The sequence below is a fragment of the Rhizobium laguerreae genome, assembly GCF_019778565.1.
Classification (GTDB): Bacteria; Pseudomonadota; Alphaproteobacteria; order Rhizobiales; family Rhizobiaceae; genus Rhizobium; species Rhizobium laguerreae.
The window spans coordinates 108,756-129,110 of sequence record NZ_JAAXQT010000012.1 but is presented as its reverse complement, the minus strand read 5'-3'; the positions used below and the strand labels follow the sequence as shown (position 1 = coordinate 129,110).

At 61.1% G+C, this 20,355-nt stretch carries 21 protein-coding genes; 8 read left to right on the top strand and 13 right to left on the bottom strand.

All coding sequences use genetic code 11. The annotated features are described in order from the left end of the window. Positions 1-66 precede the first annotated feature (66 nt). The 10 genes from HFO71_RS30375 to HFO71_RS30330 form a co-directional block, all read right to left on the bottom strand. Positions 67-258: a hypothetical protein gene (locus tag HFO71_RS30375; RefSeq protein ID WP_168290641.1), complete on the bottom strand. Its 192-nt coding sequence runs from the start codon at positions 256-258 to the stop codon at positions 67-69. Then, complete coding sequence (locus tag HFO71_RS30370) at positions 255-1,022, bottom strand: hypothetical protein (protein WP_245007007.1); 768 nt, start codon at positions 1,020-1,022, stop codon at positions 255-257. Before HFO71_RS30370 ends, HFO71_RS30375 begins: the two co-directional genes overlap by 4 nt. Further along, on the bottom strand, positions 1,012-2,880 hold the full coding sequence (locus HFO71_RS30365) for an alpha/beta hydrolase family protein (protein ID WP_221988817.1): 1,869 nt from the start codon (positions 2,878-2,880) through the stop codon (positions 1,012-1,014). Before HFO71_RS30365 ends, HFO71_RS30370 begins: the two co-directional genes overlap by 11 nt. Before the next feature lie 149 nt (positions 2,881-3,029). Further along, a complete protein-coding gene (gene ppk2, locus HFO71_RS30360) occupies positions 3,030-3,944 on the bottom strand; it encodes a polyphosphate kinase 2 (protein ID WP_065284576.1) in 915 nt (304 codons plus the stop codon). A gap of 110 nt (positions 3,945-4,054) precedes the next feature. Then, a complete protein-coding gene (locus tag HFO71_RS30355; protein WP_221988815.1) occupies positions 4,055-5,707 on the bottom strand; it encodes a GMC oxidoreductase in 1,653 nt (550 codons plus the stop codon). An 83-nt stretch (positions 5,708-5,790) separates the two neighbouring features. After that, positions 5,791-6,873, bottom strand: a complete 1,083-nt coding sequence (locus HFO71_RS30350; protein WP_221985371.1) for an ABC transporter ATP-binding protein — start codon at positions 6,871-6,873, stop codon at positions 5,791-5,793. Positions 6,874-6,880: 7 nt separating this feature from the next. Next, positions 6,881-7,765 (bottom strand): carbohydrate ABC transporter permease, encoded by an 885-nt coding sequence (locus tag HFO71_RS30345; protein ID WP_025398247.1) that lies wholly within the window; start codon positions 7,763-7,765, stop codon positions 6,881-6,883. Then, the gene (locus HFO71_RS30340; RefSeq protein ID WP_020047809.1) at positions 7,765-8,652 is read right to left on the bottom strand and encodes a carbohydrate ABC transporter permease; all 888 of its coding nucleotides are present in this window, start codon (positions 8,650-8,652) and stop codon (positions 7,765-7,767) included. Before HFO71_RS30340 ends, HFO71_RS30345 begins: the two co-directional genes overlap by 1 nt. Positions 8,653-8,755: 103 nt before the next feature. After that, on the bottom strand, positions 8,756-9,988 hold the full coding sequence (locus tag HFO71_RS30335; RefSeq protein ID WP_221985370.1) for an ABC transporter substrate-binding protein: 1,233 nt from the start codon (positions 9,986-9,988) through the stop codon (positions 8,756-8,758). A 58-nt stretch (positions 9,989-10,046) separates the two neighbouring features. Then, on the bottom strand, positions 10,047-11,000 hold the full coding sequence (locus tag HFO71_RS30330; protein ID WP_221985369.1) for a sugar phosphate isomerase/epimerase family protein: 954 nt from the start codon (positions 10,998-11,000) through the stop codon (positions 10,047-10,049). Positions 11,001-11,222: 222 nt separating this feature from the next. Here HFO71_RS30330 and HFO71_RS30325 point away from each other — a divergent pair, with 222 nt between their 5' ends. Continuing rightward, a complete protein-coding gene (locus tag HFO71_RS30325) occupies positions 11,223-12,293 on the top strand; it encodes a LacI family DNA-binding transcriptional regulator (protein WP_221985368.1) in 1,071 nt (356 codons plus the stop codon). A gap of 86 nt (positions 12,294-12,379) precedes the next feature. On the opposite strand, the gene HFO71_RS30320 is transcribed toward HFO71_RS30325, so the two are convergent. Beyond that, the gene (locus HFO71_RS30320) at positions 12,380-12,811 is read right to left on the bottom strand and encodes a type II toxin-antitoxin system VapC family toxin (RefSeq protein WP_025398252.1); all 432 of its coding nucleotides are present in this window, start codon (positions 12,809-12,811) and stop codon (positions 12,380-12,382) included. Then, complete coding sequence (locus HFO71_RS30315; protein ID WP_025398253.1) at positions 12,808-13,062, bottom strand: type II toxin-antitoxin system Phd/YefM family antitoxin; 255 nt, start codon at positions 13,060-13,062, stop codon at positions 12,808-12,810. The genes HFO71_RS30320 and HFO71_RS30315 overlap by 4 nt, the downstream gene beginning before the upstream one ends. Before the next feature lie 268 nt (positions 13,063-13,330). Here HFO71_RS30315 and HFO71_RS30310 point away from each other — a divergent pair, with 268 nt between their 5' ends. The 7 genes from HFO71_RS30310 to HFO71_RS30280 all read left to right on the top strand — a co-directional run bounded on the left by HFO71_RS30310 (position 13,331) and on the right by HFO71_RS30280 (position 19,355). Next, the gene (locus HFO71_RS30310; RefSeq protein ID WP_221985367.1) at positions 13,331-13,765 is read left to right on the top strand and encodes an acetyl-CoA carboxylase biotin carboxyl carrier protein; all 435 of its coding nucleotides are present in this window, start codon (positions 13,331-13,333) and stop codon (positions 13,763-13,765) included. Next, positions 13,765-15,156 carry an acetyl-CoA carboxylase biotin carboxylase subunit gene (locus HFO71_RS30305; protein WP_221985366.1) on the top strand — a complete coding sequence of 464 codons (1,392 nt, stop codon included), beginning with the start codon at positions 13,765-13,767 and terminating at the stop codon, positions 15,154-15,156. Before HFO71_RS30310 ends, HFO71_RS30305 begins: the two co-directional genes overlap by 1 nt. Further along, positions 15,153-15,575, top strand: a complete 423-nt coding sequence (locus HFO71_RS30300; protein ID WP_221985365.1) for a biotin/lipoyl attachment domain-containing protein — start codon at positions 15,153-15,155, stop codon at positions 15,573-15,575. Before HFO71_RS30305 ends, HFO71_RS30300 begins: the two co-directional genes overlap by 4 nt. Beyond that, entirely contained in the window at positions 15,572-16,279 is a 708-nt protein-coding gene (pxpB, locus tag HFO71_RS30295; RefSeq protein ID WP_221985364.1) for a 5-oxoprolinase subunit PxpB, read from the top strand. Before HFO71_RS30300 ends, pxpB begins: the two co-directional genes overlap by 4 nt. After that, positions 16,276-17,271, top strand: a complete 996-nt coding sequence (locus HFO71_RS30290; protein WP_221985363.1) for a 5-oxoprolinase subunit C family protein — start codon at positions 16,276-16,278, stop codon at positions 17,269-17,271. The genes pxpB and HFO71_RS30290 overlap by 4 nt, the downstream gene beginning before the upstream one ends. 52 nt (positions 17,272-17,323) lie before the next feature. Continuing rightward, on the top strand, positions 17,324-18,091 hold the full coding sequence (locus HFO71_RS30285; protein ID WP_025398259.1) for a 5-oxoprolinase subunit PxpA: 768 nt from the start codon (positions 17,324-17,326) through the stop codon (positions 18,089-18,091). A 61-nt stretch (positions 18,092-18,152) separates the two neighbouring features. Continuing rightward, positions 18,153-19,355 carry a pyridoxal phosphate-dependent aminotransferase gene (locus HFO71_RS30280; RefSeq protein ID WP_221985362.1) on the top strand — a complete coding sequence of 401 codons (1,203 nt, stop codon included), beginning with the start codon at positions 18,153-18,155 and terminating at the stop codon, positions 19,353-19,355. 14 nt (positions 19,356-19,369) lie between these two features. On the opposite strand, the gene nac is transcribed toward HFO71_RS30280, so the two are convergent. After that, the gene (gene nac, locus HFO71_RS30275) at positions 19,370-20,329 is read right to left on the bottom strand and encodes a nitrogen assimilation transcriptional regulator NAC (protein WP_221985361.1); all 960 of its coding nucleotides are present in this window, start codon (positions 20,327-20,329) and stop codon (positions 19,370-19,372) included. Positions 20,330-20,355: the final 26 nt, after the last annotated feature.

The following is a 20,355-nucleotide window of genomic DNA, read 5'->3' as shown; positions in this document are numbered from 1 at the left end:
CGGCCGGGAGATTTACGCCTCCCGGCCGTTGAAAAAGTCAGAGGCTTTTCAGGCCAGACAATAGCATCAGGATGATTTCTTGACGAAAAACTCGTAGGCGACGAAGGTCGCTGCCATTGCCAGGAAAACCCCGATCGCCAACGGATAATTGGCGGCAGCATTCGGGTCGGTCAGCTTGGGAATGCCGATGACGGCGCCTGCCGCCAAGACCGCCGACAACGCAACTTCCTGCACGATCAATTTTGAGAAGGCTGTCATGATTGACCTCCTGTCGCCTCGGTCTTCTCCACCCAAAGCGGAGCCCAGTCCTTCTGCTTCACCACGCTGCCGATCAGGAAGCATAGCGGCTCGCCGATAAGGCGCACCACCTTGCCGCCAAGCGAGCCCTTCGAACGGCGCCCGGCCTGGTAGGCAATCTCCAGAGCTCGTGCTCTGGCGAGAGGATACATGATTTTTTCTGCCAGCGGGCTTCGGCGCATCAGGCGGACATAGGGGATCGCCCAATATTGATATCCGCGAACCGTCGTCTGGGACAGAGACTGAAAGGTGAATTCCAGATCCGCCCGCCAAAGATCGCGGTCAAGCATGCCACGCCGGAAGAAATGCGTGCAGATAACACGGCCGCTGCTGTTGCCACCGCCGGAGAGGCCGCCATTATATATGCTGCCCGACGCCCCTGCTGCGAATCCGGCACTGCCGGCAATACCAGCTGTGCCGAGGCTTCCGGTACTCGCAAGAGCGCCGCCGGCCGCAAACGTGCCGCCTATCAGCCCACGATCGACATGGCCGACCCACGAGCCTGCGCCATTCACGGCGTCGATTTCAAAATCTTCGAGGGGATGGATGTAATATCCGCTGGTATTTGCATTAACACTCTGAACGTCAACCATAGGTGCCTCCGAGGTAAAGCCAAAACCCGCCATATCGGGCGTGCGAGGGGGAAGGTTAGAGCAATCAGGGAGCGTATCAAGGCTTTGTTCTCGCGGTTTATACTCGGCCAGCGAGAATATTTCACTGACCATTGACGAAACGCCCCTGAATCCAGTGCTTTGACAACAAAGCCAGCGGATCGATTTTTTTTGCCTTGCCGCCGAGCTTGCGGCTGAGAAATAGCTCGATTTCGCGGGCGCGCACCAGTTTGGTTTGCCAGCCGGCATAGCCATGGCCCTCCCGATCGAAGTATAGTGCCGTGACATCGAGACCCGCCTTGCGCAACGCCTTCTCGAAGGCTTGCGTCTGTCGGCAACCGACGACCGGATCTTCCATTCCGGCCGTGAGCAGGAACGATCCGCGCAATTTCTCCACATTGTGGAGCGGCGAGAATTCCTGCATCTGCGTGAGATCACCGGGATCATCAGGATTGCCGAAGTAACGGATGACCTGGCCCAGGAACAACCCCCAGCCGACCGGGTTGTTCTGCATCTGGTAGGGCAGATCCAGGATCGCGTAGTCGATGATTGCCGCGGAAAAGAGCCGGTCGTCGCTGGCCATTGCCAACGCGGCCATGAAACCTCCGTAGCTTTCGCCGGCAACCGCAAGCTTGCCTTCGGCCGCGATGCCCTGGGCGAGCAGCCATCGCCCGGCATCGGCGATATCGTCCTGCATCTTTCGCCCGAACTGCCGATAGCCCAGAGATTGGTATCTCTTCCCGAAGCCAGTCGAGCCGCGATAGTTGACCGACAGGATTCCGTATCCGCGGCTTGCGAGAAAACTCTTCTCGATGTTGTAACCCCAGCTGTCGTGGCGAGCCGGGCCGCCGTGAGCCATCACGACGGTCGGCACAGGATGAGGCGCGCCAGCCGGAAGCGTCAACAATGCCGGTATTTCCTCACCATCTCCGGCCGTGAAGGAAACAGGCTTCGTGACTGCCGAATAAGAGGACTTGAGCTTTTCCGCCGGCGTGGAAAGGAGCGTCTTGCTCTTGTCCGCCAAGTTTAGAAGATAGTGCCGGTAGGGTCGTTCATCGTAGGAGATCGCGACTGCAAGCAGCGCACCATCCTTCGAAGAGCCTGAGATTTCGACGTCGGCATGCCCGTTGCGATCCAGAACGAGCTCGGTGAAGATCGTACCCCTTTCCGAAAGGGCGATGTATCGCGGATAGCCGTCGCGAATGACGGCGACGTCAGCCGGTTCGGTGGGCGTAAAGCGCAGCGCGTCTGAAACATCGACATCGCCGTCCTCGACCAGCACGGTTTCTCTGACGGCAACCGGGTCCAGCGAAACCAACGCGATCTTGTCCCGCTGTCGGCTGGAAAGCGCCTCGAAGGCATTGCCTGACCTGTCCGTACGCCAGATGACCAGCGTGTCATCCGGCTCGACTGCCGCCATCTCTTGCCACGGCTTGTCGGCATCGCTGCGGTGAAGGTATCGCCTCATTCCGGAGGCAGTCAGCTCGACGCGAATGCATGGCACCTGCGCCTCATTCAACAACCAGCTTTCGGTCGAGCCGTTATTTTGTTCCACGAGCCGCTTGTCGCGTCCGTCCGCACTGGTTGCATAGAGATCGGCGACAGCGCGGCTGCGATCGTAGGAAACCAGGAATTGGCTGTCTCCGGCGTGTCGAGGTTCAACGATGACCTGCCACGTTTGGAAATCTTTTGGAGTGACGTCGGTCCGTGTCCCGGGTCGCTTGGGATCCACTTCCCACAGGCGGTCTTTCTCGGTGAGAACCAAAAGATTTGCGTATTGCCGCCAGCCAAAATGGAAGAGGTCGCCTTTGAACGTGGCGATGATGTTAAGTTTTCCGCTGGAAAAATCCCCGACGAAGACGGCGCGCGCGCCGCGTTTGGAACCCCACCATGCGATGAGAGCGCCGTCGAAACTTGGTTCGTATCCCCACGTGGCACGCGTATCGGCGTAAAATCGGCTACTGGAAAGCAAGCAATTCCCTCACTCGTCCACTCTGAGGCACGTCGACGGAACCTCACTCTTGAAGCGGAACCTAGTGCCGGGCGGGGAATCATCCAGAGGCAGCACGCCGCGAGGGCCGCCCCCTGAAGACAATTCTGGGGGCGGCGTAAGCTATAATTTCAATAGCGCTCCGGCACATACATTTCGGGCGGAACCGGCGCCCTGTTGTAATCGGCGTTACGGATGCGGTCCGGCAACTGGATCTCCGGTTTCGGAACATCCTCATAAGGGATCTGCTCGAGAAGATGGGCGATGCAGTTCAAACGCGCCCGTTTCTTGTCTACGGCCTGTACCACCCACCAGGGTGCATCCTCCGTGTGGGTACGCGCCAGCATTTCTTCCTTGGCTTTGGTGTACTCCTCCCAATGGACACGGCTTTCCATATCCATCGGTGACAGCTTCCATTGCTTCAGCGGATCGTGGATACGCATATTGAAGCGGAACTCCTGCTCCTCGTCGGTGATCGAAAACCAGTATTTGATCAGCACGATTCCGGAGCGGACCAGCATGCGTTCGAATTCAGGCACCGAGCGAAAGAACTCCTCGAGTTCATCGGGGGTGCAGAACCCCATCACGCGCTCGACACCGGCGCGATTATACCAGCTTCGGTCGAAGAGCACGATCTCGCCACCGGTCGGAAGATGCGGGACATAACGCTGGAAATACCATTGATGGCGCTCCCGTTCGGTCGGCGCGGGCAGTGCCACGGTTCGGCAGACGCGCGGGTTGAGGCGCTGGGTCACGCGCTTAATCGCGCCTCCCTTGCCTGCCGAATCCCGGCCTTCGAAAAGCACCACCACCTTCAGCTTCTTATGCTGAACCCAATCCTGCAGCCGCACCAGTTCGTGCTGCAACCGGAAAAGCTCCCGGAAGTAGATCTTTCGCTCGAGCGTCTGCTCCGCCGGTTCCGACATTCCTTCGGCGACCAGATCGTCGAGCCGGTCTTCCTCCATCTGCATTTCCAGCTCTTCATCGAAGCTGTCGGCGATTTCGGCCTTTATCCGGTTGAGCTGGTCCTGATGTGTTCGCGACATGGGTTTCCCTTCCTGCTTTTGTTGACAGGAGCATGTCAGTGCGAAGTTTATATGACGACCACTGATCGAAGGCTGAAACGGTTTACCCGGGTCCCTCGTTCCAAGCGCGGCTACAGCCGTCCCGTCCGGTACTGGTCGACAAGATTCCGGCAGGCGCGGATCGTCAGGGCCATGACGGTGAGCGTCGTGCCGGCGATGCCGCTGCCGGGGAAGGCGCTGGCGTCGGTGACGATGAGGTTCGGGGCATCCCAGACCTGGTTGTAGGGATTGAGCACAGAAGCTTGCCGGTTTTCGCCCATGCGCGCGCCGCCCGTCTCATGGATTGCCGCACCCATGCACATGGTTTTGCGGAACCATTTGCGGAACATGAAGCGGCTGAAGGCATCGGCTTCGGGAAAGGCGCCCTTGCCCATTTCCTTGAGGCCGGTGGGCGAGCCGATAAATTCGAGGTCGCCGCCAATCTCCTTGATCATGGCGATCAACGTCTCCTCCTGCCTTTTGAGCAGTGCCTGCTCCTCCTCTTGCATGACGCAGCGGATATGCGGCACGGGAATGTTCCAGGCATCCCTACGCCTGACATCGAGCGTGATGCGGTTGTCGGCATAGGGCAGCATGCGGCCGAAACCGAAGAAGGCGAGACGCGCATCTCTGTCGCCGGAGACCGGCGCGCGGCCGACGCTTCCCTGGTAGTCGAAATCGCCGCGGGCGGCGTCGCCCTCGCCGAAGCGGGGAATGAAGATCCCGCCCGACGGATTGTAGAATGGGTCGGTCGGCGCGGAGTCGTCGGGCGCCCAACCCTTCGCCTTGGAAAAGGAGCCGAAGGCGAGGCACGGCAGTTGGTCCATGAAATAGCGACCGAGAGCGCCCGAGCTGTTGCCGAGCCCATCAGGATGTTTCGCCGACGCCGAATTCAACAACAGTCGCACGCTCTCTATCGGCGAGGCCGAAAGCACCACCGTCGCGGCGCGCGCGGTCGATACGTCGCCCGTATTACGATCGATGAACTCCGCGCCGGTGGCGCGGCCGGTCTTCTCGTCCGTGGTGATGCGGCGAACGACGGCGTCGTAGCGGATGGTCAGCTCACCGGTCGCCTTTGCTTCTCGCAGCGGTCGCGGCATCCGGTCGGCGTCAGGCGCAATGTAGCGCCAGGAGACGACGTGCCTGTCCGGCCAGCGGTTTTCAACCGCCTGCTTGAAGATCTGTTCGGCCGGCGTCAGGCTTGCCGGCTTCGCATAGATGCCATCTGGCAGGGTGGCCACGTTGTCCTTGTTGCCGTAGAGCCCGAGATAGGCCTCGACCTCGTCGTAGAAAGGCACCAGTTCGTCATAGGAGACCGGCCAGTCCACGCCCTTTCCGGAGCGTGAGCGGATCTTGAAATCGTCGTCGGTCCAGCGCAGCAGCACCCGGCCGAAACTGTGAAGGCGCCCACCGCCCTGGCGGCCTCGGATCCAGAGGAAGGGTTCACCCTTCGGCGTCGTATAGGGGTTCTTGCGGTCGTTGACGAAGAAGTGGCTGAAGCGCTCGGTGAAAAAGGCTGCGCGCGCCTGGATCGGCTGGCCCTTGAGGGTGGCCCGCGCACGCTCCCAGATATTGATGCTGCTTGCCGGCGCCTTCTTGCGCGCGGGATCGAAATCCTTCGGTCCGACGGCGCGGCCAGCCTCGAGCAGCAGCACCGACAATCCCTGTGCCGTCAGTTCCTTTACCGCAAAGGAACCCGCCGCGCCGGAGCCGATCACCAGCGCATCATAGACGATCTCAGACATGTATTTCCAAATCCTGTCCTGGAGCAATCCTCAAAACGGCGCGAAGCGCGTCCGGAATTGCGGGAAAACAAAGGGATGGCGCGTCATAGCCGCGATCCGTCAGCGCCGAAGAGGGATGCCTTGGCGATATCGAGCCCGGGAGCCACGGCATCGCCCGGCTGCAGGGTGACATCGCCCATGAGCCGGAGCGAGAGGCTCTGGTCCGCCCGGTCGAACCAGACAACGGCGTCCGAACCCATCGGCTCGACGACGGAAACGCGACCGGGAATGGTGGGCAGGCCGCTCGTAGCCCCATCGAGCACAAGGTGTTCCGGGCGAAAGCCGAGCGTTGCTGGTCCTTCCGCTGCGTCCGCTCGAAAGGAATAACCGGAGAGATCGAAAGCGAACTCCTTGCCCCGGAAAACCGTCGCCCCATCCCCGTGCTCGATCCGGCCCTCAATGAAATTCATCGCAGGAGCGCCGATGAAGCCGGCAACGAAGAGATTGATCGGACGGCGATAGATCTCGGCCGGTGAGGCGAGTTGCTGGATCACGCCGTCCCGCATGATGGCGATCCGGTCGGCCAGCGTCAGGGCCTCGACCTGGTCGTGGGTGACGTAGATCATGGTGTTGCCGAGGCGCTGGTGCAGTTTCTTGATCTCGACGCGCAATTCGTTGCGCAGCTTGGCATCGAGGTTCGACAGCGGTTCGTCGAACAGGAAGACATCCACTTCGCGCACCAGCGCCCGGCCGATGGCGACACGCTGGCGCTGACCGCCCGACAGCTCGGCAGGACGCCGTTCGAGCAGCTTGTCGAGCTGGAGGAGGTCGGCGGTGCGAGCGACACGGGACTCGATTTCGGCCTTCGGCAGGCCGGCTACGCGAAGTCCGAAGGAAAGGTTCTTGCGGACCGACATGCGGGGGTAGAGCGCGTAGGACTGGAATACCATGCCGATGCCGCGATCCTTCGGCTCCTCCCAGCTGACATTCTTGCCTGAGATCCAGACCTCGCCTGATGTGATGTCCTGGAGACCGGCAATGGCGTTCAGAAGCGTGGACTTGCCGCAGCCGGAAGGGCCGAGCAGCACCAGGAACTCCCGCGGCGCGATGTCGATCGACATCTTCTCGATCACCGTGTGATCGCCATAGGCGATCTTCAGGTCCTTGACGGAGACGGCAGATTGCATGGAAGCGTTACCCCTTGACTGCGCCGGCCGCGATGCCGCGCACGAACCAGCGGCCGGACAGGAAATAGATGGCGAGCGGAACGATGGCGGTGAGGATCGTCGCGGCCATGTTCACGTTGTAGGTTCGCTCGCCCATCGTGGTGTTGACGATATTGTTGAGCTGCACGGTCATTGGCAGGTTATCGCGCCCGGCAAAGACGAGACCGAGCAGAAAGTCGTTCCAGATGCCGGTGAACTGCAGCATGGAGACCACGACGACCATCGGCACGGCAATCGGCAGCATGATCTCGAAAAAGATGCGCCAGAAGCCCGCGCCGTCGACGCGCGCCGCCTTGCAGAGCTCCTCCGGCACGCTGACGAAATAGTTACGGAAGAGCAGCGTCACCAGCGGCAGGCCGAAGATCACATGCACGAGAATGATACCGGCCAGCGAATTGTAGAGATCGATATTCGCCATCGCCCGGACCATCGGATAGAGGAAGATCTGGTAGGGGATCAGGCCGCCGGCCATCAGCAGGCCAAAGAGCAGGTTTGCCCCGCGCGGCCGCCAGAGCGACAGCGCATAGCCGTTGACGGCGCCGATGAAGACCGAGAGCGCGACCGAGGGGAGGGTGATCGCCACCGAATTCCAGAAGCCGCTGCGAATACCGACGCAGACGGTTCCCATGCAGGCGCCCGACCAGGCGGTAGCCCAGGCGGAGAAATCGAGCGTGGCCGGCAGGGCAAAGATCTGCCCGAGCCGGATTTCGTCCATGGACTTCAGCGAGGTGACGACCATGGTGTAGAGCGGCAAAAGAAAGAAAAGCGCGGCGACGACAAGGAAGGCATAGAGGCCGATGCGCCCGGCGGTGATCTGTGCCGGCTTCGGGCCGTTCGGATGAGGACGGGCCATCACGCAGCCCCCTTTGCTTTGTCACGCATGTGCATCGCGTAGCGGAACGGGGCGACTGCGATGATCACGCCGAGGACAAGCACCGTCGCACCTGCTGTGGCGAGGCCGAGGTTCTGGCGACCGAACAGATTGTCCATGATGAATTTCGCCGGCACCTCCGTCGCATTGCCGGGGCCGCCATTGGTCATGGCGACGACGATGTCGTAGGTCTTGATCACGCCCATGGCGAGCAGCATGCCGGCCGCGGCCAGCGCCGGCCCGAGCTGCGGTAGGATGATCGAGACATAGATCCGCCAGACGGGAATGCCGTCGATCCGCGCCGCCTTCCATTGCTCGGCTTCGATGCCACGCATACCGGCGAGCGCAATGACCATGACGAGCCCCGCGCCCTGCCACACGCCGGCAAGCACCAGCGCATAGATCGCCATGTCGCGATTGACCACCCAGTCGAGGACGAAGCTTTCCCAGCCGAGCGAACGCACGCTTGCCTGGATGCCGAGCGTCGGATTGAGCATCCATTGCCAGATCAGCCCGGTCACCACGAAGGACATGGCGTAGGGATAGAGGAATATGGTCCTGAAGGCGCTTTCGAAGCGGATCTTGCGATCGAGCGCCGCGGCCAGCAGGAAGCCCAGCAGCAAACAGCCTGCGACGTAAAGGACACCGAAGATCAACACGTTTTGCAGCGATGCCAGCCACTTGGCGGAAGAGAAGAGCTTCGAATACTGCGCCAAGCCGACATAGGTCGAGGACGGAAAAAGCGTCGAATTGGTGAAGGACAGGCGGATCGACCAGGCCATGGTGCCGATGAAGACCACAACCGCGACGAACCAGGTCGGCAAAAGGGCGATGGTCGCGGAAAGATTGGGCTTGCGTTTGATGGACATCGGCCAGCTCGTTGACGGGTGGAAAGCAGGGCTCGCGCCGCCGCGCGAGGCGGCGGCCGGCAGCTGTGGCGTCGACATCAGGGCCGACGCCACAGGCGCTATCCTACTCGAAGATGGCGAAGAAATTCTCGGCCGCGGCGGCCGCATCATTCGAGCCGCCGCTCCAGTACTCGTCGACGAAGTCGTCGAGCGCGCCGACCTGCTGGGGCGTCAGCACGATCGCCTGGTCCGGCACGATCGCACCCGCGGCCATCAGCTCGGCACCCTTCTGGGCGCAGACGTCCAGCTTCGACTTGTCGACGTCGGAGCGCATCGGAACCGAACCCTTCTTGAGTGCGAATTCGACCTGGACGGCCGGATCCATGACCACTTCGGCGAGAAGTTTCTGCGCCTTGTCGGTTTCGGCCTTGCCGGTCTTCGGGAACCAGAGGGCGTCGGCGATGTAGACCATGCCCTTCGACTCCGGCACGATCATGCAGCCATAGTCTTTGCCCGGCTCCTTGCCGGCAACGGTGAATTCGCCCTTGGCCCAATCGCCCATGAACTGCACGCCGGCCTTGGCGGTGATCAGCATGGCGGTCGCGTCGTTCCAGTTGCGGCCGGCAGCACCGGCATCGACATAACCGCGCAGCTTGCCGAGGATTTCAAGGGTCTTCGTCACACCCTCGACGGAGGCCTGGCTCTTGTCCTTGTCGACATAGATCTTCAGGAAGCCGTCGATCCCGACCTGCGAGAGCAGGATCATGTTGAAGACCTTGGTTTGCTGCCAGGGCTGGCCGCCCCAGGCGACCGGAACCATGCCGGCAGCCTTCAGCTTGTCGAGATCGGCAAAGAGCTCGTCCCAGGTCTTGGGCTCTTGCGAAATACCGGCCTTCTCGAAGGCTTCCTTCGAATAGAAGATCCAGCTTTCGCCATGGGCGCCGGTCGCCGCAAGATAGACCTTGCCGTCATAGGTGATGAGATCGTGGATCGATTTCGGCAAGGCGTCGGCCCATTTGCCGGCGGCGGCCACGTCGTCGATCGGATTGAATAGTCCCTGGTTGATGAAATCGGCGGCAGCGAGACCGATGACGCCCTGCTTGGCGCCCGGCGCGTCACCGGCGACGATACGGTTCTGGAAGGCGGCATCGGCCGCGCCGAAGCCGGCGATCGAGGAATCCTTCCAGACGCCGCCGCGCTTTTCGAACTCGGTCTTGATAACGTTAAGCGCTGCTGCTTCGCCGCCCGACGTCCAGGATGACATGATCTCGATCGTCGGCTTGTCCTCGGCATGAGCCGAGGCAGATAGGCCGGCGAATGCCACGCCTGCTAGAAAAAGCTTCATCATGGTCTTCATTGTTCCACCTCTTGAAAATGCCCTCTTTGCGGGGCGTTTGTTGTCTTAGGGATGACTGTCAGCGATAGATCGGCAGGAGCGCCTGCCGGACGAGCGTGAGCCCGTTGGCGATGTCGCGGACGGGATCGGGCGCGGCATCGAGTTCGAGGATTGCCCAGCCTTCATAGGCCCGGTCGCGCAGCAGCCGAATCCAGGCCGGCCAATCGACCCGTCCGAGGCCGAAGCTGCAGAAATAGGGCTGGTGGCGTTCATGGATATGTTTGTCGATCGGTATGTCGGCGGGCATAGGACCGATCGCATCCTTCCAATGGGCGATGATCATGCGCTCGTGATGACGATCGACGAGCTGGATTGGATCGGAGCCGGCAACGATGATATGGGCCGTGTCCGGGCACATGTGCACATAGGCAGGATCGGTAAGCAGCATCATCAGATCGACGTCGCGCGCGGCGGCAAAGATCGAGTGCGCCTCGGTGTGCAGAGCAAGCCGCACGCCCCTGGCATAGAGGGTCGCGCCGAGCCGGTTCAGGAGATCGGCGATCACCTTGGCGCGGTCGAAATCGTAGAACTGCACCGGCTGGGCGCCGAGCGTCTGGCGCAAGGGAGCGCCGATCACCATGATGTCGCTGCCGCAGGCTTTCAGGAAGTCGGCATATCGTTCCGCCTTGTCGATCAGCGCGCGCTGGGCCTCGGGCTCAGCAAAGTCGCCGGCCGCCTCCAGTTCCGCGAAGAAGCCGCTGCACAGCGTCAGGCCACGTCTTGCCAACTCGGCCGCGAAGGCGTCGACGGAACCATAGGTCTTGATCGCGTCCTGCCAGTTGAAAGGAGAGAAGGTCAGCTCGACGCCGGTAACGCCGGAAGCCTGGACGCCGTCGAGAATCTTGTCCCAGAAGGCGCGTGGCTCGGCGCGGGCATAACCGACGATCGCATCGTGGCTGTCGACGCCCCAGAAGCCGGGATGAAAGAATGTCACGAGATCGACGCCGAAGCGCAGCCTGTCGCCAGTTGCCATAACCTGTCCATTTCTCGAGGCATGACCTACCCGCGTGCGGAACAGCCATTCCGCGTCCAATAAGCCATGGATTTTCAACGCATTAAGAAATGGCAATCGTTTGCCATGGCTAGATAATAGCCAAGCCGGTTTTTTAAGCAAGCAGTTTTTGGCAAACGTTTGCAATAAATCGCCCCCTGCCTTAGAGTTGCAAATCGAAGCATCTGGGAGACCGAAATAAACGTGAATAAAAACAAAGATGTGCCCGGAGAGGAGCCATCGGGTGCATTGATGGCCGATGTCGCGCGGCTCGCCGGCGTTGCAATATCGACGGTCAGCCGGGCACTCGCCAATCCCGGACGGGTCAACGAGAAGACACGCGCCAAGATCAATGCCGCAGCCAGGCAACTGGGCTACACGCCGAACGCCATGGCGCGCGGCCTCAGGGTCGGCAAGTCCAACATCATCATGATCATCCTGCCGGGATCGCTCTATTACGGCGCTTCCCAGATCATCCCGCAGGTGCTGCAGAGCATCAACAAATCGCTGATCCAGGGCGGTTACAACCTGATGATCGCCAACCTCGATCGCGACGAAATTTCAGAACGGCATATTCTCGACCTCGCCTTCGGCGGCAGCGTGCGCGGCGCCATCATCCTGTCGTCGAAGCTTCCGGAGGTCGACGGGCGCTCGCTGGCCAATTCCGGCCTGCCGATCGTGTCGATGCTGCTCGACATGAGTGATGCCGGCCTGCAGAGCGTGATTACCAACGACCGCGAAGCCGTGCGCGACGTCATGGCCGAACTGATCCGATTGGGTCATCGACAGTTCTTCTATCTTGCGGGGCCTGAAGGCAATTACCACGATGTCGAGCGTTATGGCGGCGTGCTCGAGGCGCTCGAGGCGGCAGGACTGTCAGAGGGTTCGGTGCGCCGCTCGGGCGGTCATCTCGATTATCAGCACGGCTTCGACATCGGCGTCCAGGCGGCAGACGATTTCGCCAAACTGACCGAAAAGCCAACGGCCGTCATCGCGACCAGCGACGACATGGCCATTTCATTTGTCAGCCGTATCCAGCGCACGGGCCTGAGCATCCCCGGTGATCTATCCGTCGTCTCCTTCGACGGTTCCCCCGTCTGCGAATTCTGCTCTCCACCGCTCTCGACGATCAAGCAGCCGGTGGAAGAGATGGGGCGCGCGGCGGTGGATCTGTTGCTCGGCGCCATTGACCAGAGAGAGACTACGGCGGCGGTTCGCACCGTCATCCACAGCGAGCTTATTCTGCGGGAGAGCATCGGCCCCACGAAGAACTGACGATGAGGGAACAACCGGCTGCGCATCCCATGCAGAAACGCTAACATTGTCAATTTTGACGCGCAACTTGCATCCGTCTAAGGCGGCTACATTGCTTGACCCTTCCAAGGATCGACAATGACGACACCGGTGCCGTCGAAATCTCTCACGTTTCGGGTGACCACTGTAAGATTGTGCACCAGTGCAGTGGCAGCAATCAACGCATCCGCCTCGTTGCGCCGGTCGGGAATATGCAGATGCGCGCAACGCGTTGCGATAGCATCATCGATCGGCAGTATCCGGCCGGCGAACTGCGGACGCACGTGATCATCAAGCCATGTACGCAGGCGTGAACCTTGCCGGGCATCGCGTCGTTGGACCGCAAGCACGCCCCGTTCCAATTCAAGAATGGTAATTGCAGAGAGATAGAAGTCAGAAGCGTTTGCCATCTGAATCCATGCCACGACTTCCGGATCAGCCTTCCCGTCACCGACCTTGCGCAGTTCGGAAATGACATTCGTATCCAGCAGATAGCTCAAGACAGGTCAACTTCGCGGGTTTTGATCTCGACCCGCGGTGGCATGAAATCGATTTCCGACAGGCCCGGCATGGAAAGCCCATCGACCAGGCTTTGGCGCCTGCCGGAAAGACGCTGAAATTCCTCATATGTCAGAAGGACATGGGAAGGTTTGCCGCGGTCAGTGATGATGACTGGTCCTTTTCTGGCAGCTTTCTTCGCATTGCTGACGTCGTGATTAAGTTCACGGCTGGAAAGTGTCGTAATGGTCATGGCTGCCTCATGTAGGTATTTACCTACATATAGCACTTTCAGCCGTCAGAACAAGCATTGTTCCTTCATTGAATCCATTGCGGGGTTCTGCCGCTTCCGGCTGCCGGTCGCTGACGTTCGGCGATATGTCCTATAAGGCGCCAATTGCACTCCATCAAAACTTCGTCTGACCCCATCAGTCGACGCGTCGTGCTACGAAAAATCACAACACCGAGCGACTTGAAACTTCGGGTCAGCGCGGTGGAAGTTTGAAATTCCGAGCACGCATATGGACCTCTCGAAGATCAAGACGCTGATCGACTTTGTCGGACGATCGAACATTACCGAGCTGACCGTGACGGAAAAAGACGTGACGGTTCGGATTTTCCGCACGTCGCCGAGTCAGGAGGCTGCTGCCGAGCAAGAGGCGGGATCGACGACAAACCCTGCCCAGGATGCCGGCGCCGATATGCCTTCGAGGCCCGAGAAAACCTATGCGGTGAAGGCGCCGGTCTTCGGCGTTCTGCATCGGACCCCGGCGCCCGGGGAGCCGCCATTCGTCGCGATCGGTGACGAGGTGGAAGAGGGGCAGACCCTTTTCATCATCGAGGCAATGAAGGTCTTCAACACGATCGCCGCGCCGCGATCGGGGCGCATTACACACCTCACCGAAATCGACGACGGCGAGGTCGAGACTGGCGATCTGCTGGCGGAGATTGCCTGATGCCGGAAACGCTTGAACATTCCGCTGCCGCCGGGCACCGCTTCGATACCGTTCTGATCGCCAACCGCGGCGAGATCGCAGCCCGGATCCAGCGTGCCTGCCGCGAGCTCGGCCTGAAGACGGTCGCCATCTGCTCCGAGGCGGACAGGGAAGCGCCCTATGGCAGCACCGCCGACAGCTTTCTCTGTATCGGCCCGTCGAGCGCTGCCAAGAGCTATCTCAATCAGCATGCTATCATTCTGACGGCGCGTCTCGCCGGGGCCGGCGCCATCCATCCGGGTTATGGTTTTCTGTCGGAGAACGCCGCCTTCGCCGATGCCGTCGAAAAGGCCGGCCTGGTCTTCATTGGTCCGACCGCGTCGTCGATTGCCATTATGGGCGACAAGATCTCGGCAAAACGCGCGATGATGGCCGCCGGCGTCCCCTGCGTTCCCGGTCCGGATACCGCGCTGCCCGATGACCCCGCCACGATCGAGCGCATAGCGCTGGAAATCGGATACCCTGTCATCATCAAGGCAGCCGGCGGCGGCGGCGGACGCGGCATGCGCGTCGTGCCCAAGGCCGATTTATTGCATGAAGCAATCGCGCTGACGCGGGAAGAGGCCCGCAAGGCCTTCGGCTCACCTTCGCTCTACATGGAGAAATTCTTAGAGCACCCGCGCCACATCGAGATACAGGTCATTTGCGACGATCACGGCAATGCCCTGTGGCTCGGACATCGGGATTGCTCGATGCAGCGCCGCCATCAGAAAGTGGTGGAGGAGGCACCGGCGGCGGGAATTGCGCCCGACATCATCCAGCCGGTCGGCCTGGCTTGCGTAAAGGCCTGCCTCCAGATCGGCTACCGGGGCGTCGGAACCTTCGAATTCCTCTATGAGGATGGCGCTTTCTATTTCATCGAGATGAACACGCGACTTCAGGTCGAGCATCCCGTCACCGAGATGACGAGTGGTGTCGATATCGTCCAGGCGCAGATAAGGGCGGCGCAGGGTCACGTCCTGGATCTCATCCAAGGCGATGTGACCTGCGAAGGCCATTCCTTCGAATGCCGCATCAACGCCGAGGATCCGGAAAGTTTCCTGCCGTCAGCGGGTGTCGTCACCCATCTGGCGTTGCCTGCGGGACCAGGCATCCGCGTCGATACGCATATTCATGCCGGCTACAAGGTCTCGCCCTATTACGATTCTCTGATCGCCAAGCTGATCGTCCATGCGCCGACGCGGGCCGAAGCGATGGCAAGAATGCGCGAAGCGCTTGCCGGCACTGAGGTCGAGGGGATTTCCACCAATATCCCCTTCCTGCGCGCCCTGTTCGAGGACGGCGCATTCGCGCGCGGCGAGACGGATATCCATTATCTTGAACAATGGCTGAAGCTGCGGAGGGCGGCATGAGCGCGATCGATTTCAGCGATCCGGCGACCATCGCATTGCTCACCGAGGCGCTGACGGCCGCCGGTGTGGACGGTCTCGAAATCTCCCGGCCGGGCGGACAGCTTCGCATCATCGTCGCTGGAAAAGACGGCGCCCGGATCAGCTCGACCGGAGCGACGCCACGCGCTCTCGGCTTCGCATCGGTCGTCATGAAGGCGCCAATGGCAGGCCGCTTCTGTGTCGAGCATCCGACCTCCACCACGCCGCAAAATCTGCCGCGCTCCGTGTCCAATGCGGATATCGTCGGCTTTGTCGGGGTAGGGCACATCCTGCTCCCCATTCGCGCCGGCCGTTCCGGTGTTTTGACCAGGCTGCTCGCCGAGCCCGACGCACTGGTCGGCTTCGGTGATCCTCTGTTCGAAATCGAGTTCCCATCATGATCGCCACGACGAACAGACATGCATCGCAACGCGAAATCGTTCCGGCCACCAAACGCCAAGCGCGGGTTTCCTCGATCGGCGCCAAATCCTTCCTGCTAGAGGCGCCAGGCGACTTCGATCTCATCGCGCAGCGGCGGATCTGGGCTCTGTCCCAGACCGTGAAAGGCTGGCCGGACCTTGCCGAAAACATCCCCGGCATGACCAACCTGCTGGTGATCTTCAAGGAGACGCCCGAGGATCCTGATGCGGTGGTCGCCCGGCTGCTGGAGGCATGGGAGAATGCGCGCAGCATCGATCTCAACGGCAAGACCATCGAGATTCCCGTCCATTATGGCGGCGAATATGCGATGGATCTGCCGGCCCTTTGCGATCTCTCGGGCTTGAGCGATCGCGAGGTCGTCCGCATCCATCATGAAGCGACCTACCGTGTCTTCGCCTTGGGTAGCGCGCCCGGTTTCGGCTATCTGCATGGCCTCGATCCGCGCATCTATATGCCGCGAAAGACCGTGCCCTCGTTGAAGATGCCGAAGGGCTGCGTGACCATCGGCGGCATGCAGACCGGCGTCGCCATGCTCACAGGTCCGAATGGCTGGAATTCCATCGGCTTCGCGGCACTGCAGATGTTCGACCCTACCTTACCGAGCCCCGCCATGATGGCGCCGGGAGATACGGTGCGGTTCCTGCCGGCAAGGATCGAGCTATGATCGAGATCATCGAAAGCGGCCCGTTCAACACGGTGCAGGATCTTGGCCGCCCCGGCTATCGCGATATCGGCGTATCGGCCAGCGGCGCGATGGATCCGCTTGCGGTCCGGATCGGCAACATTCTCGTCGGCAATGATGAAAATGCGGCTGTGATCGAGGTGCAGACCTTCCCGTTCAGCCTGCGTTTCGAGCAGCGCGTGGTCTTTGCCGTGACCGGCGCCGACGGCAATCCTCATCTTAACGGATCGGAATTGCTTCCCTGGTGCGCTTACATCGCGGAGCCCGGACAGGTTCTCGAACTGAAACAGCCTCCACGGCTGGCGCGCTCCTATATTTCGGTCGGAGGCGGGCTGGATATGCCCATCATCATGGGTTCGCGAAGTACGTCGCTGCGCGGCGGTTTCGGGGGCAATGCCGGCCGGCCTCTGGCGAAGGGCGATCGGATCGCGGTCGGCGAGGATGCAGAGATCGCCATGCTGCCGGCCTCGGGTCTTGCCGTCGTCGAACCGGCCGTGGCACTGCGCGATGTCTTTCCGGCTGCTGTCAACGGCACGCTGCCGATCCGTGCCCTGCCGGCCGGCGAGCACGATCTTTTCGCAGGCGATGGCGAAGCTTTCTGGAACCAGACGTGGAGGATTTCCTCCCGAAGCGACCGGACGGGCTACCGATTGTCAGGCGAGCCGATCAAGCCGACCGCGTCCATTGAGATGCGCTCCCACGGCGTCGTGCCCGGCGTGATCCAGGTCCCCCCCGGCGGCGAGCCGATCGTGCAGATGAGCGATGCCAACACCGCCGGCGGCTATCCAAAGATCGCCGGCGTGATCGAATGCGACCTGTGGCGGCTCGGGCAAGCCCGCATCGGCACGCGTCTGAGCTTCGTTCGCTCGACGCATGCGGAGGCGCGCAGGGTGGAACAGGCCGTCGCCCGCTATGTTGACGACGTCAGGCAAACATCCCGGATGGTCAAGGGCGCCCTGAAGGCGATGGCCTGATACGGGCAGCATGCATGAAAGCAAAGATACCGGCCGTCAAAAGGAAGAACCGATGAAGATCGATCTGAATTCCGACATGGGCGAAGGTTTTGGCCCCTACCGGCTGTGCGACGACGAAGCGATGATGAAACTCGTCTCGTCGGCCAATATCGCCTGCGGTTTCCACGGCGGCGACCCCGATACGATGGGGCGTATGGTCCGGCTTGCGAAACTGAACGGCGTCGGCATCGGCGCGCATCCGGGCTTGCCCGATCGGCTCGGGTTCGGCCGCCGCGAAATAGCGTTTTCGGCAGATGAGCTTCGCCAGCAGATGCTCTATCAGCTCGGCGCCCTGATGGCGATCGCCAAAGCCGAGGGTGTCACGCTGTCCCATATCAGCTTCCACGCAGCCATGGGCAATATGGTCAACCGCGATCCTGTGCTGGCCGACCTGATGATGGATGCGATCGCCACCGTGGATGCCGGCCTCGTCGTCTTCGTCACTTCAGGCAGCGAGATCCAGCAGGCGGCCAGACGCGCGCATTTGAAGACGCTGGCGCTTTTCCTTGCCGACCGGGCCTATGATGCCGAGGGCAGACTTGTCGCGCGCGGGCTCGCTGGCGCCGTCATCAAGGACGAAGCCTCGGTGCGTGCACGCGTACGGAAATTTCTGCTCGAAGGAACCGTCGAGACAATCGACGGAGCGGTGATCGCAATGCCGGCCCGCTCCATTCTCGTCCATAGCGACACACCCGGCGCCTTAGAGCTTGCCGGCATCGTGCGCGGCGAGATCGAAGCCGCGGGCGCCACGATCGCGCCTGCCGCCGAACTCGCCGACTGACACAATCCTGATCGCCTGCGGGCGGTCTCCCGTTCCAATCTCTCATTGAAGGACCATCGCGATGTCCGCCATATCAGACCGCCTGAAAAACGTCTCCATATCCGCCTCCGCCGCCATGACCCAGCGCGCCAGGGAACTGGCCGCCAACGGGATCAAAGTCGTCAGCCTCTCATCCGGCGAGCCGGATTTCCCCACTCCGGCCCACGCGATCGAGGCGGCCCATGCGGCAGCTCTTGCCGGCGATACGAAATATCCTCCGATGGACGGTACGCCGGTGCTCAAGTCGGCCATCATCCGGAAGTTCAAACGGGACAACAATCTCGACTATGATGCCAGCCAGATCGTCGTCTCGGGCGGCGGCAAGCAGGTGATCTTCAATGCCATGCTGGCAACCTGCAATCCCGGCGACGAGGTGGTCATTCCGACGCCCTCCTGGGTCAGCTATGCGGATATCGTCAAGTTCGCCGGCGGTGTCCCGGTCGCCGTCCCGTGCCACGAGCAGACCGGCTTCAAGCTGCATCCCGAGGATCTGGAGGCGGCGATCACGCCGCGCACCAAATGGCTCTTCCTGAATTTCCCGAACAATCCGACCGGAGCCGCCTGCTCCCGGGCGGAGATGGCTGCCATCGCTGAGGTCATGCTGCGACATCCCAATGTCTGGATCATGACCGACGATATCTACGAACACCTGGTCTATGACGACTTCCAGTTCTGCACGATCGCCGAAGTCGAGCCCAGGCTCTATGATCGCGTCCTGACGATGAACGGCGTCTCCAAGGCTTACGCGATGACAGGCTGGCGGCTCGGCTTTTGTGCCGGGCCGAAAGACTTGATCTCCGCCATCAGCAACGTCAACGGACAGAATGGTGGCGGCATCGCGACGCTGACGCAGGCTGCGGCGACCGCGGCGCTCGATGGGCCTCAGGATCTCTTGAAGGAGCGTGCCGCGATCTACAAGGAAAGACGCGACTTCGTTCTCGACCGATTGTCTGAGGTGGAAGGGCTGCGCTGCCATAGGCCCGAAGGCGCCTTCTACATCTATCCCAATATCTCGGGGCTGATCGGCAAGACCAGCAAGGGCGGGCGAAAGATCGAGACCGATGTCGATTTCGTCATGGCGCTCGTCGACGAGCATCATGTCGCGACCGTGCAAGGGGCGGCTTACGGAATGAGCCCCTTCTTTCGCATTTCTTACGCGACCAGCATGGAGAAACTCGGCGAAGGCTGCGCGCGCATAGCTCAGTTTTGTAAGGATATGCGCTGATCGGCAGCGAGCTTTTAGTTTTTCAAGTGCGCCGTCAACTCGAGAAGGATGTCCCGGACGGCAAGGGCCGGTTCCGATAGGGGATTCTGATCGGAAACGCACAGCGACAGGGTTTCTTCGATCCGCGGCGAGACGAGCCGGCAGATCAGCGGCTCGCTCGATTCCGATACGATACGGTCGGCGATGGCTTTCGGCATGATCGTCGCGCCGAGACCGCTGCCCACCGCGCGGGCGAGCGTGCGGACGATTTCGACTTCCGCCACGACTTTCAAATTGGTGCGGGTGCGCGTGAAGGCGGTATCGACCGCGCGGCGAACGAAATTATAGGCCGGCGGCAACAGCAGCGGCATCCCGTCGAGAGTATTGACCAGAACGGGTTTCGCATCCGCTTCGATCGCAAAGTCCCGATGCGCGACAAGGTAAAACTCTTCGCTGAGGATCGGCTCGAACCGGACGCCTTTGATCGGTCCGGTTCCATGGAGAAGCGCCATCTCCAGCCGGCCGTTCATGATCATCTGGCTATAGGTCTGGCCGACGCTTTCGGTCAGGTGCAGCAGAATACCGGGATGCCGTTTGCGGGTCTCCGCCAGGAGGTCGACCGACAGCGTGGCCGCACTGCTGAAGGGCACGAGACCGACGGACACACGCCCGGCAAGCGAATTGCCGGCTGCCGATGCATCCGCTTGCGCCTGCTCCATCTGCCGAAGGATAATCTGCGCATGGCGATACACCGCGTGTCCTGCATCGGTCATGCTGACGCCCTGCTGGCTGCGGATCAGCAGCTTCTGACCGAAATGTTCCTCCAGTGCCGCAAGCTGCTGGCTGAGGGCCGGCTGGGCGATATGCAAAAGGTCCGCCGCTCGCGTGATGCTGCCGCTGTCGACGATCACGATGAAAGATTTGAGGCGTCTGATGTCCATGAGGATCGGGGTACCGTTCTGATCTGCGCGGCTTACATGTTTGCAGACACGCATTGCTTTTGCAACGCGAAGCCGTCGCT